This window comes from Pseudomonas palleroniana, assembly GCF_022836895.1.
GTDB classification, from domain to species: Bacteria; Pseudomonadota; Gammaproteobacteria; order Pseudomonadales; family Pseudomonadaceae; genus Aquipseudomonas; species Aquipseudomonas palleroniana.
In genome coordinates, this window is record NZ_CP092411.1 from 3,082,494 (window position 1) to 3,094,627 (window position 12,134).

Sequence of the window (12,134 nt, forward strand, 5' to 3'; positions counted from 1 at the left end):
TCTTTTTATTGTTATGGGATCTTGCACAATCCAGCGGTTGAAACCGAATCAAAATGTGGGAGGGGGCTTGCTCCCGATGACGGTACGACCGCCACCCATGAATCGACTGACACACCGCCATCGGGAGCAAGCCCCCTCCCACAATTGACCTGCATTGTGTGGGCGATCAAGTCTGAACAGTGTTGTTCAGTACTGTTCATTGTCAACCCCAGGTTGTTCATTTGTGTTCACGCTTGAACAGGCTGTTTTGCGCTTTTCCTTGCACATCAAACGCTTGTGGTTTTGGCATGAATCTGGCTCTGACATCGGGCCAGATCCATTCCAATAAGAAAAAAGGGCGCGCCATGTCATTGACCCTGGAACATGTGTCCCGCGTCGTCGAAGGTCAAACCTGGATCGACGACGCCAACCTGCGCTTCGAGGCCGGGTCGTTCAACGTATTGCTCGGCCGTACGCTCTCCGGCAAAACCAGCCTGATGCGCTTGATGGCCGGCCTGGACAAGCCCGACAGCGGCCGCATCCTGATGAACGGCGTGGACGTCACCCAGCGGCCGGTGCGCTTGCGCAACGTGTCGATGGTGTACCAGCAATTCATCAACTACCCGACCATGACCGTGTTCGAAAACATCGCCTCGCCATTGCGCCAAGCGGGGATGGCCCAGGACCTGATCCAGAGCAAAGTGCTGGAAACCGCCAGGATGTTACGCATCGAAAAATTCCTGCAACGCCATCCGCTGGAACTGTCCGGTGGCCAGCAGCAGCGTACGGCCATGGCCCGTGCACTGGTGAAAGACGCCGAACTGATCCTGTTCGATGAGCCGCTGGTGAACCTGGACTACAAACTGCGTGAAGAACTGCGTCAGGAAATGCGCGAACTGTTCAAGGCACGCCACACCATTGCCGTGTATGCCACCACCGAACCCAACGAGGCCCTGGCGCTGGGGGGCACCACCACCATTCTTCACGAAGGCCGGGTGATCCAGAGCGGCAAGGCTGCCGAGGTGTACCACCAGCCGCAGACGGTGCTGGCCGCCGAGCTGTTCTCCGAGCCGCCGATCAACCTGATGCCCGGGCGTATCAGCGGCAACGAGGTGAGTTTCGCGAATTTTGTGCACTTCCCGCTGAACGTCGACCTGCGCGGGCTCGGTGAGGGCGAGTTTCGTTTTGGCGTGCGCCCCAGCCATATCAGCCTGGTGCCGAGCAATGATGATGATCTGGAGCTGGCCGTGACCGTGGAAGTCGCCGAGATCAGCGGCTCGGAAACCTTTCTGCATGTGCGCAGCGAACACTTCCTGCTGGTGCTGCACCTGCCGGGGGTGCATGAGTACGATGTCGACGCGCCGATCCGCGTGTATATCCCCACCCATAAACTGTTTGTGTTCGATGGCCAGGGGCGCTTGCTCCAGGCACCCGGGCGTCGTATCGCGAGGGTTGCCTGATGGCCGAGATCCATTTGCAGAACCTCGCCCACAGCTACAGCCCTACGCCGAGTGGTCCAGAGGACTACGCCATTCGGGAAATGGATCACGTGTGGGAGCAGGGTGGTGCCTACGCGCTGCTGGGGCCGTCAGGCTGCGGCAAGTCGACCTTGCTCAATATCATCTCCGGCTTGCTAAGCCCGTCTGAAGGCCAGGTGCTGTTTGACCGCCAGGTGGTCAATCAGCTGACCCCGGAAAAACGCAACATCGCCCAGGTATTCCAGTTTCCGGTGGTGTACGACACCATGACGGTGTTCGATAACCTCGCGTTCCCGCTGCGCAACCAGGGCATGGCCGAGGCGAAAGTCCACAGCAAGGTGCAGGAGATTGCCGAAGTCCTCGACTTGCAAAACCTGCTGGACAAAAAAGCTCGCAACCTCAGCGCCGACGAAAAGCAGAAAGTCTCCATGGGCCGCGGCCTGGTGCGTGATGACGTATCGGCGATCCTGTTCGACGAACCCTTGACGGTGATCGACCCGCACCTTAAATGGAAGCTGCGGCGCAAGCTCAAGCAGATTCACGAGCAGTTCAATATCACCATGGTCTATGTCACCCATGACCAGCTTGAGGCGTCGACGTTCGCCGACAAGATTGCGGTGATGTATGGCGGGCAGATCGTGCAGTTCGGTACGCCGCGTGAACTGTTCGAGCGGCCCAGCCACACCTTTGTCGGTTATTTCATCGGTAGCCCGGGGATGAATCTGATCGACGTGCGGGCCGAGGCGGGCGGCGTGGCGTTTGCCGACACCTTGCTGCCGCTGCCTGAGGCGCTGCAGCAGCGCATCGTCGAGACGAACTACCGGAAACTGCAGGTGGGGATTCGCCCGGAATTTATCCACGTGTGGGACGAGCACAACCCTGACGCACTGCAGGCCGATGTCTGCCATCTCGAAGACCTCGGTACCTACAAGATCATGACCCTCAACCTCGACGGCGCCCTGCTCAAGGTACGCCTGGCCGAAGACAAACCGGTGCCCGCAGGCAACGCCTCGATCAGCTTCCCCGCCCAGTGGCTGATGGTCTATGTCGACGACTACCTGCTGGAGGTGCAGCCATGAACAAGGTGCAGAACAACAAGGCCTGGTGGCTGGTGCTGCCGGTGTTCCTGCTGGTAGCGTTCAGTGCGGTGATCCCGATGATGACCGTGGTCAACTATTCGGTGCAGGACATCTTTGACCAGTCCAGCCGCTACTTTGTCGGCGCCGACTGGTACAAACAGGTGCTGCTTGACCCGCGCTTGCATGACTCATTGCTGCGCCAGTTCATCTACTCGGCCTGCGTGCTGCTGATCGAAATTCCCCTGGGCATTGCCATTGCCCTGACCATGCCGACCAAGGGCCGCTGGTCGTCGCTGGTGCTGATCATCCTCGCCATTCCACTGCTGATCCCCTGGAACGTCGTCGGCACGATCTGGCAGATATTCGGCCGCGCCGACATTGGCTTGCTCGGTTCCAGCCTCAACGCGCTGGGCATCAGCTACAACTACGCGGCCAACACGGCGGATGCCTGGGTCACCGTATTGATCATGGATGTCTGGCATTGGACGTCATTGGTCGCGCTGCTCTGCTACTCGGGGCTGCGCGCCATTCCGGATGTGTACTACCAGGCCGCACGCATAGACCGTGCATCGGCCTGGGCGGTGTTCCGGCATATCCAGTTGCCGAAGATGAAAAGCGTGCTGCTGATCGCCGTGATGCTGCGGTTTATGGACAGCTTCATGATCTACACCGAACCCTTCGTACTCACCGGTGGCGGGCCGGGGAATGCCACCACGTTCCTGAGCCAGACGTTGACCCAGATGGCCGTCGGCCAATTCGACCTTGGCCCGGCGGCGGCGTTTTCCCTGGTGTACTTCCTGATCATCCTGTTGGTGTCCTGGCTGTTCTACACCGCCATGACCCATTCCGACGCCAACCGCTGAGGCCGCCAACATGAGCAAGCGCAAGGTCATTCCGCTGTTGGTCTACATCCTGTTCCTGCTGGTGCCGATCTATTGGCTGTTGAACATGTCGTTCAAGAGCAACACCGAAATCCTCGGCGGGCTGACGCTGTTTCCGCAGGATTTCACCCTGGCCAACTACAGGGTGATTTTCACCGACCCGAGCTGGTACACCGGCTACCTCAATTCGTTGTACTACGTGAGCCTGAACACGCTGATCTCCTTGAGTGTGGCGTTGCCCGCGGCCTATGCGTTTTCGCGCTACCGCTTCCTGGGCGACAAGCACCTGTTCTTCTGGTTGCTGACCAACCGCATGGCGCCTCCGGCGGTGTTCTTGCTGCCGTTTTTCCAGCTGTATTCGTCCATCGGCCTGTTCGACACGCATATTGCGGTGGCCCTGGCCCATTGCCTGTTCAACGTGCCATTGGCGGTGTGGATTCTGGAGGGCTTCATGTCCGGCGTGCCCAAGGAAATCGACGAAACTGCCTACATCGACGGTTATAGCTTTCCCAAATTTTTCGTGAAGATTTTTATCCCGCTGATTGGTTCGGGCATCGGTGTCACGGCGTTTTTCTGCTTCATGTTTTCCTGGGTCGAACTGTTGCTGGCGCGCACCCTGACTTCGGTCAACGCCAAGCCCATCGCGGCGGTGATGACCCGCACGGTCTCGGCCTCGGGTATCGATTGGGGCGTGCTGGCAGCGGCGGGGGTGTTGACCATCCTGCCCGGCATGCTGGTGATCTGGTTTGTTCGCAACCACGTGGCCAAGGGCTTTGCCCTGGGCCGGGTCTGAGGAGTCGATCATGGAATGGATGGCCTGGACCACCCCCACAGCGCTGTTCTTCGCGGCGATTGCCCTGTTGCTGGTGGGCATGACCACATGGGAACTGCGCTCGCCGAGTATTGCACGGCGCGGTTTTTTACCGATCAGCACCACCCGTGGTGATCGGCTGTTTATCGGTCTTCTCGGCAGCGCCTACCTGCATCTGCTGGTAATCGGCGTCACCGGCTGGAGCATCTGGGTGGCCGGCGTGCTGTCCCTGATGTGGCTGTTGTGTGTGATGCGTTGGGGCTAGGCAAACGCCCTGTAGGAACGAGCTTGCTCGCGAAAAACTCGAGAACACCGCGAGCATCCAGAATGCCCGCGTTATCGTTAACGATTTTCGCGAGCAAGCTCGCTCCTACAGGGGCTGTGTGGCGGTTGTAGTCCCGTTCGAAATTAACCAGGAGGTCTCTATGTTCGATAAAAACAATAAGCTGCGACATAGCATTTCATTGGCTGGCGTACTGGCTCTCAGCGGTTTGAGCGCTACGGCCTGGGCGGATGCGTATGAAGATGCCGCGAAAAAATGGATCGGCAGCGAGTTCAAACCGTCCACGCTCACCGACGCGCAGCAGCTCGAAGAGTTGAAGTGGTTTATCAAGGCGGCGGAACCGTTCCGTGGGATGAAGATCAACGTGGTGTCGGAAACCCTCACCACCCACGAGTACGAATCCAAGGTGCTGGCCAAGGCGTTCAGCGAAATCACCGGCATCAAGCTGACCCATGACCTGCTGCAGGAAGGCGACGTGGTCGAGAAGCTGCAAACCCAGATGCAGTCCGACAAGAATATCTACGACGGCTGGGTCAACGATTCCGATTTGATCGGTACGCACTTTCGATACGGCAAGACCGAATCCATCACCGACCTGATGGCCAACGAAGGCAAGGACTTCACCTCGCCGACCCTGGATATCAAGGACTTCATCGGCACCTCCTTCACCACCGCGCCGGACGGCAAGCTCTACCAGTTGCCTGACCAGCAATTCGCCAACCTCTATTGGTTCCGTGCCGACTGGTTCGAGCGTCCGGAGTTGAAAGCCAAGTTCAAGGAAAAATACGGCTATGAGCTCGGCGTGCCGGTGAACTGGTCGGCCTATGAAGACATTGCCAAGTTCTTCAGCGAAGACGTCAAGGAAATCGACGGCAAGCGCATCTATGGGCACATGGACTACGGCAAGAAAGACCCATCCCTGGGCTGGCGCTTCACCGATGCCTGGTTTTCCATGGCCGGCGGCGGCGACAAAGGCTTGCCTAACGGTTTGCCGGTGGACGAATGGGGCATTCGTGTGGAGGACTGCCACCCGGTCGGTTCGAGCGTTACCCGTGGCGGCGACACCAACGGCCCGGCCGCCGTGTTCGCCACCCAGAAATACGTGGACTGGATGAAAGCCTACGCTCCGCCAGAAGCGGCGGGCATGACCTTCTCCGAATCCGGCCCGGTGCCGTCCCAGGGCAACATCGCCCAGCAGATCTTCTGGTACACCGCGTTTACCGCCGACATGACCAAGCCGGGCCTGCCGGTGGTGAACGCCGACGGCACGCCGAAATGGCGCATGGCGCCATCGCCGGTTGGGCCTTACTGGGAAAAGGGCATGAAGAAGGGCTATCAGGACGTAGGCTCCTGGACCTTCCTCAAATCGACGCCGGAGAAACAGAAACTCGCGGCCTGGCTCTACGCCCAGTTCGTGACCTCGAAAACCGTCTCGCTGAAGAAAACCATCGTGGGTCTTACGCCGATTCGGGAGTCCGACATCAACTCCCAGGCCATGACCGACCTGGCGCCGAAACTCGGTGGCCTGGTGGAGTTCTACCGCAGCCCGGCACGGGTGGAGTGGACCCCGACCGGCACCAACGTGCCGGACTACCCACGCCTGGCGCAACTGTGGTGGAGCAACATCGCGGCCGCCGCCAGTGGCGAGAAAACCCCGCAACAGGCCCTCGACAACCTGGCCAAGGAGCAGGACGCGATCATGACGCGCCTGGAACGCTCCAAGGTACAGCCGGTGTGCGGTCCGAAAATGAACCCCGAGCGTGACGCGCAATACTGGTTCGACCAGCCGGGTGCGCCGAAGCCGAAACTGGCCAACGAGAAACCGAAAGGTGAAACGGTGGCTTACAGCGACTTGCTTAAATCGTGGGAGGCGGCGCGTAAATAAGCCTGTTCAGCTGGAAAAGCGGAAACCTGTGGAAGGGGGCTTGCCTTAATGCCAGTCAGTTAAATGGTGGGATGTAGAACACATCATCGTAGTGAGCGGGCTTGCCCCGCGCTGGGTGGCGCAGCCGCCCCAAACCCAGGCACCTCGGTTCTACTGAAATACCGCGGCGTCTTTGGTGGGGCGGCTTTGCCACCCAGCGCGGGGCAAGCCCGCTCACTACGGAGTTTGGTCGCGGCAGGTTCTCTAAACTGACGGGCATTAGGGCTTGCCTCCTTTCACGTTGCTCCCGATCTAGGCCGCCGCTTGTGGCTGGAGGTGCAGCTCACCTTCCACATCCTTGACCAACCCACTGGCCAGAAACAACGGTGCCAGGCGCTTGTGCAGTTGCGGCTCGACAAACTCCTTCACCGTGTCCAGTGCCAACACGCCGCTGAGCGGCAACTCGGCTTTGGTGTACGACAGCCACGCCTTCTTCAACGCTTGCAACACATCGCTACCTGCCGTGGCGGCGAAGCGGCGGTGGGTGGGTTTGCCGTCGAAGTTGAACGTGTGCTGGAAGGCGTAGCCGGTTTCATCGCCATTGGCCGCCGCGCATCGAACGCAGGTGCACGGGCCGTCGCCGAACGCGCTGTGCAGGTAGGCGTTGAAGTCCACCACGGGTTTGAGTGACAGGCGCTTATCCACCTCGAACAGGTCACCGGTCATTTTTTCGTCAGTGTTCAACGGCCATTTCCTCGCAGACATGTAGCTGTTTTTCAAAGCGCGAAACAATACCAGCCGAGCGGGGTTTTGGGGATTATTTGCATAACAATAGATCCCGATATTCTTTTCCTGTCTTAAAAATCGCCGCTACGCTCCATCACCTTCTTAAAAAGCGCGGCAGACCCCTACATGACTTTCAAGCGTTCCTCCCTGACCCTCCTGGCTGCTGCGAGCGCCTTGATCAGTCTCGGCGCCCAGGCCGAAGGCAAGATCAGCATCGCCCAGCAATTCGGTATCGGCTACCTGATCCTCGACGTGGTGCGCGACCAGCACCTGATCGAAAAACACGGCAAGGAACAGGGGCTGGACATCCAGGTGGAATGGAACAGCATTTCCGGCGCCACCGCGATGAATGAGTCGCTGCTGGCCGGTGCCCTGGATGTGGTCTCGGCGGGTGTGCCACCCATGCTCACCCTGTGGGACCGCACCAAGGGCAAGCAGAACGTCAAGGCCATCGCCTCCCTCGGTTCGATGCCCAACTACTTGCTGACCAACAATCCCAAGGTGAAGACCCTCAAGGACTTCACCGAAACAGACCGCATCGCCGTGCCTGCCGCCGGTGTAGGGTTCCAGTCGCGCACCTTGCAGATTGAGACCGCCAGGCAGTTCGGCGATGCGAACTACAAGAAGTTCGACGATATTTCCATCAGCCTGGCCCATCCCGACGCGACCGCCGCGTTGATTGCCGGTGGTTCAGAGATCAATTCGCACTTCTCCAGCCCGCCGTTCCAGTATCAGGAGTTGTTGAACCCCAACGTGCACAAGGTGCTCAGTTCCTACGACATCCTGGGTGGGCCGGCGTCGTTCAACGTGCTCTACACCACGCAGAAGTTTCACGACGAGAACCCCAAGACCTACAAGGCGTTCTATGCCGCCCTGGCCGAAGCCGAGCAGATCATCAAGGCCGACAAACCGGCCGCCGCCAAGGCGTATATCCGCGTGGAGCAGTCCAAGCTGCCGTTGGACCTGGTGGAAAAAATCGTCCAGGACCCGGAAATCGACTTCACCATCGTGCCCCAGCGCACCTTCATCTATGCAGAGAAACTCCAGGAGCTTGGCGTGTTGAAGAACAAGGCCGGGAGCTGGAAGGACTACTTCTTTGAAGAGGCCCATGGCGGCAACGGCAGCTGACCGGCCTGTGGGATGAGGCGCTGTTATTGTGGCGAGGCAACTTGCTGCCGTCGGGCCGCGAAGCGGCCCCAGCCAGATCAGCGAAAAAACTCACCTGGAGTGGCATCAAACTGCTGGCGAAACGCAGCAATGAACGCCGACGTCGACTCATACCCACACCCCAATGCCACATCCGTGACTCGCTCGCCTCGTTCCAGGGCGGGCAGGGCGCTCAGCAGTCGCAGGCGCTGGCGCCAGGCGCGAAAGGTCAGCCCCGTGTCGCTCAGGAACAAGCGGCTGAGCGTCTTTTCGCTGACGCCCAGCTTCCCGCTCCAGTGCCCCAGCGTGGTCTGTTGCTCCGGGTGCAGGTTCAAACTGCGGTAGATCTGGCGCAGCCGTGGGTCATGGGGCAGGGGCAGCATCAAATCCACCTGCGGGGCGGCGGCGAGCTGGTCGAGCACCACCTGGGCCAGGCGTCCATCCGGGCCATCCACGGCATACTCCACCGGCAGCTCGCTGAAGCTGCGGATCAACTCGCGCAATAAACTGCTCACCTCCAGTACCTGGCAGCGCTCGGCCGCCCAGGTAGTGACGCTGCAATCGAGGTACAAACTGCGCATTTCGGTATGCGGCGAACTGAACACGCGGTGCGGCACACCTGCGGGAATCCACACCGCGCGCTGGGGCGGAGCGACGAACCGGCCGGCACTGGTCTGGATTTCCAGCACGCCGGAAATCGCGTAGGAGAGCTGCACCCACGGATGGCTGTGCCGGCGCGTCAAGGCGCGGTTGGGCAGGGATTCGGTACGCCCATACACCGGCCGCGGCAGGCTGGACAGTCCGGGGACACTGCGGCGCACGGTTTTATCATGTCCTTTCGGCGGCATTTACTGGCTCATTGGCGTTAGTCGGTAACAAGCCGTTACGTTAGAGTCGCGATGACGCGTTTTGCAACCCCTGGACGACTTGCTCATGACCCGCCCACGTTTTCTACCGGATAACTTCACCCTGACCCTGGTGGCCACGGTGATCATTGCCTCCCTGTTGCCCGCCACCGGGCCAACCGCCGTTGCGTTCGGCTGGGTGACCAACCTGGCCATTGCGCTGCTGTTTTTCCTGCACGGTGCCAAACTGTCACGCCAGGCCATCGTCGCCGGCGCCGGCCATTGGCGCCTGCACTTGCTGGTGTTCAGCCTGACCTTCGTGCTGTTCCCGTTGCTGGGCCTGGCGCTCAAGCCGTTGCTCTCGCCGCTGATCGGTAAAGACCTGTACATGGGCATGCTGTACCTCTGTGCGTTGCCGGCCACCGTGCAATCGGCGATCGCCTTTACCTCGCTGGCGCGCGGCAATATCCCGGCGGCGATTTGCAGTGCGGCGGCGTCGAGCCTGTTCGGTATCTTCCTCACGCCGTTGCTGGTGACGCTGTTGCTCAATGTCCACGGCGAGGGCGGCTCCACCGTCGACGCGATCCTGAAAATCAGCGTGCAACTGCTGCTGCCCTTCATCGCCGGGCAGGTTGCCCGGCGCTGGATCGGTGATTGGGTCGGGCGCAACAAATCCTGGCTGAAATTCGTCGACCAGGGGTCGATCCTGCTGGTGGTGTACGGCGCGTTCAGCGAAGCGGTGAATGAAGGCATCTGGCACCAGATCCCGCTGTGGGAACTGGGCGGCCTGGTAGTCGCCTGCTGCATACTGCTGGGCCTGGTGCTGGTGGCGTCGACGCTGCTGGGCAAGGCGTTCGGCTTTAATCAGGAAGACCGCATCACCATCCTGTTCTGCGGCTCGAAGAAGAGCTTGGCGACGGGTGTGCCAATGGCCCAGGTGTTGTTCGCCGGGGCGACCATGGGCGTGCTGATCCTGCCGCTGATGCTGTTCCACCAGATCCAGTTGATGGTCTGTGCGGCGTTGGCGCAGCGTTATGCCAAACGGCCGGAAAGCATTCCAGAATTGATGGGGCAAGTGGACCCGTAGGGGAGCGTCGCCTGGCTATCAGGCGATTCTTAAAGCGACGAAATTTCTCAAGTCTGCACCCGAACGGACGATGACCTTCTTAACAACCCAGAAGGAGCGTCGTCATGAACGTTATACGTTTGTCAGTGGTTACGGGCTTGCTCGCGGTATGGGCGGGGACCTGCATGGCCGCCTCCTCGGGGGTCATTCAATTTCACGGCAGCATTGTCGAGCCCGGTTGCGATTCCGCCACGCCGGGCGGCTCGACCGTGGCCTTCAATGGCTGCCCTCAGGCCATGCGCGGCAGCCGGTTCGACGTGCAGCCCGTGGGTAGCGTACAGGCGCTGGGCAATGCGACAGCCAACGTCAAGCTGGTGGCCGACAGCAGCAATGGGCGTTATTACGACCAACGGTACCTGCTGGTGGATGCGGGCGGAAAGCCGATTCAGTCGGGGGCCTACATCGTCACCATGACCGCGCCTTGATGACCCTGACGGCTTTTTGATCAGGAACATCGCCAACACACCGCCGAGAAACCTATAGAATGCTCGGCGGCGGCGCTTGTCCCGGGTGGCCGCTTGATCACCGTCAGAGTACCGCGCCAACCCATGAGCCTTTCAGCCACAACCCCCCAAGCCAACTGGCAACCGGTCATCGCCCTCGCACTGGCCGCGTTTGTGTTCAATACCACCGAATTCGTGCCCGTCGGGCTGCTCAGCGCCATCGGCACCAGCTTCGACATGCCCATCGCCAGCGTCGGGCTGATGCTCACCATCTATGCCTGGATCGTCTCGTTGACGTCATTGCCGGTGATGCTGCTGACCCGCAACGTCGAACGGCGCAAATTGCTCATCGTGCTGTTCGGCCTGTTTATCGCCAGCCATATCCTCTCCAGCGTGGCCACCAGTTTCGGCGTGCTGATGCTCAGCCGTATCGGCATCGCGTTGTCCCATGCGCTGTTCTGGTCGATCACCGCATCCCTCGCGGTGCGCCTGGCGCCGGCAGGCAAACAGGTGCAGGCGCTGGGCCTGCTCGCCACCGGCACCTCCCTGGCAATGGTGTTGGGCATTCCCCTGGGCCGCCTGCTCGGTGAAGCGATGGGCTGGCGCACCACGTTCCTGGTCATCGGCGCGTTCGCAGCGGCCCTGGTGTTCTGGCTGGCGCGCACCTTGCCGTTGTTGCCGAGCCAGAACTCCGGCTCGTTGCGTAGCCTGCCGCTGCTGTTCAAGCGCCCGGCGCTGGTGGCGCTCTACGTGCTCACCGCCATGACGGTGACGGCACAATTCACCGCCTACAGCTACATCGAACCCTTCGTCGAAGGTGTGGCCGGCATGGGCGGCAACGCCGTCACCCTGATCCTGCTGGTATTCGGCGGCGCCGGCATCATCGGCTCGCTGCTGTTCAGCCTGATACACCGCTTCAACCCCCATCTGTTCGTGGTCGGCACGGTGTTCCTGTTGGCGGCGTGCCTGGCCTTGCTGCTGCCGTTGAGTGGCGCAGAGGCCTATCTCGTCGGCCTGAGCGTATTCTGGGGCATCGCGATCATGGGCTTCGGCCTGGCCATGCAGTCCAAGGTGCTGGTGCTCGCACCGGACGCCACCGACGTGGCCATGGCAATGTTCTCCGGCATCTACAACATCGGCATCGGCGGCGGCGCCCTGATGGGCAGCTGGGTCGGCAGCCACTTCGGCTTCGCCTGGATCGGTGCCGCTGGCGGGTTGCTGGCAACCCTGGCATTGATCGGCTACTGCCTGGCCATCCGACGCTTCGGGCAGGGCGTAACGCCTACCTGAATAGCCCATACACCGCCTGCCGTGCTTCTGATCTGCTTTTGATCTTGTCTTTGATCTTGATCTCAGGCGCCCCGTTAAACCACGCTGGCCGAACGCAGGCTTGAATCCGTGGGTAACCCGGCA

At 60.5% G+C, this 12,134-nt stretch carries 12 protein-coding genes; 10 read left to right on the top strand and 2 right to left on the bottom strand.

Annotated elements, in window-relative coordinates:
* The first annotated feature begins 344 nt into the window (after nucleotides 1-344).
* From MJP36_RS14195 to MJP36_RS14220, 6 genes are all read left to right on the top strand, one after another.
* Complete coding sequence (locus tag MJP36_RS14195; protein ID WP_060755702.1) at nucleotides 345-1,439, top strand: ABC transporter ATP-binding protein; 1,095 nt, start codon at nucleotides 345-347, stop codon at nucleotides 1,437-1,439.
* Nucleotides 1,439-2,536, top strand: a complete 1,098-nt coding sequence (locus tag MJP36_RS14200) for an ABC transporter ATP-binding protein (RefSeq protein WP_060755594.1) — start codon at nucleotides 1,439-1,441, stop codon at nucleotides 2,534-2,536. Before MJP36_RS14195 ends, MJP36_RS14200 begins: the two co-directional genes overlap by 1 nt.
* Nucleotides 2,533-3,399: a carbohydrate ABC transporter permease gene (locus tag MJP36_RS14205; protein ID WP_060755593.1), complete on the top strand. Its 867-nt coding sequence runs from the start codon at nucleotides 2,533-2,535 to the stop codon at nucleotides 3,397-3,399. The genes MJP36_RS14200 and MJP36_RS14205 overlap by 4 nt, the downstream gene beginning before the upstream one ends.
* A 10-nt stretch (nucleotides 3,400-3,409) precedes the next feature.
* Nucleotides 3,410-4,210 carry a carbohydrate ABC transporter permease gene (locus MJP36_RS14210; protein WP_060755592.1) on the top strand — a complete coding sequence of 267 codons (801 nt, stop codon included), beginning with the start codon at nucleotides 3,410-3,412 and terminating at the stop codon, nucleotides 4,208-4,210.
* A gap of 10 nt (nucleotides 4,211-4,220) precedes the next feature.
* Nucleotides 4,221-4,493, top strand: a complete 273-nt coding sequence (locus MJP36_RS14215) for a DUF2160 domain-containing protein (RefSeq protein WP_060755591.1) — start codon at nucleotides 4,221-4,223, stop codon at nucleotides 4,491-4,493.
* 160 nt (nucleotides 4,494-4,653) lie between these two features.
* Nucleotides 4,654-6,396 carry an ABC transporter substrate-binding protein gene (locus tag MJP36_RS14220; RefSeq protein ID WP_060755590.1) on the top strand — a complete coding sequence of 581 codons (1,743 nt, stop codon included), beginning with the start codon at nucleotides 4,654-4,656 and terminating at the stop codon, nucleotides 6,394-6,396.
* A gap of 291 nt (nucleotides 6,397-6,687) precedes the next feature.
* Here MJP36_RS14220 and MJP36_RS14225 read toward each other — a convergent pair whose 3' ends face one another.
* Nucleotides 6,688-7,119, bottom strand: a complete 432-nt coding sequence (locus MJP36_RS14225; protein WP_060755589.1) for a hypothetical protein — start codon at nucleotides 7,117-7,119, stop codon at nucleotides 6,688-6,690.
* Between the two features lie 168 nt (nucleotides 7,120-7,287).
* Here MJP36_RS14225 and MJP36_RS14230 point away from each other — a divergent pair, with 168 nt between their 5' ends.
* On the top strand, nucleotides 7,288-8,289 hold the full coding sequence (locus MJP36_RS14230; protein WP_090370346.1) for an ABC transporter substrate-binding protein: 1,002 nt from the start codon (nucleotides 7,288-7,290) through the stop codon (nucleotides 8,287-8,289).
* 77 nt (nucleotides 8,290-8,366) lie between these two features.
* Here the strand turns inward: MJP36_RS14230 and MJP36_RS14235 are convergent, their stop codons facing one another.
* Nucleotides 8,367-9,155 carry an AraC family transcriptional regulator gene (locus MJP36_RS14235; RefSeq protein ID WP_198762404.1) on the bottom strand — a complete coding sequence of 263 codons (789 nt, stop codon included), beginning with the start codon at nucleotides 9,153-9,155 and terminating at the stop codon, nucleotides 8,367-8,369.
* A gap of 85 nt (nucleotides 9,156-9,240) precedes the next feature.
* Between MJP36_RS14235 and MJP36_RS14240 the strand changes: the two genes are divergently transcribed.
* The 3 genes from MJP36_RS14240 to MJP36_RS14250 all read left to right on the top strand — a co-directional run bounded on the left by MJP36_RS14240 (nucleotide 9,241) and on the right by MJP36_RS14250 (nucleotide 12,011).
* On the top strand, nucleotides 9,241-10,239 hold the full coding sequence (locus tag MJP36_RS14240; RefSeq protein WP_205345065.1) for a bile acid:sodium symporter family protein: 999 nt from the start codon (nucleotides 9,241-9,243) through the stop codon (nucleotides 10,237-10,239).
* Nucleotides 10,240-10,343: 104 nt separating this feature from the next.
* A complete protein-coding gene (locus MJP36_RS14245) occupies nucleotides 10,344-10,703 on the top strand; it encodes a hypothetical protein (RefSeq protein WP_060755585.1) in 360 nt (119 codons plus the stop codon).
* A gap of 123 nt (nucleotides 10,704-10,826) precedes the next feature.
* Entirely contained in the window at nucleotides 10,827-12,011 is a 1,185-nt protein-coding gene (locus tag MJP36_RS14250; protein ID WP_244385596.1) for a sugar transporter, read from the top strand.
* The last annotated feature ends 123 nt before the right edge of the window (nucleotides 12,012-12,134 follow it).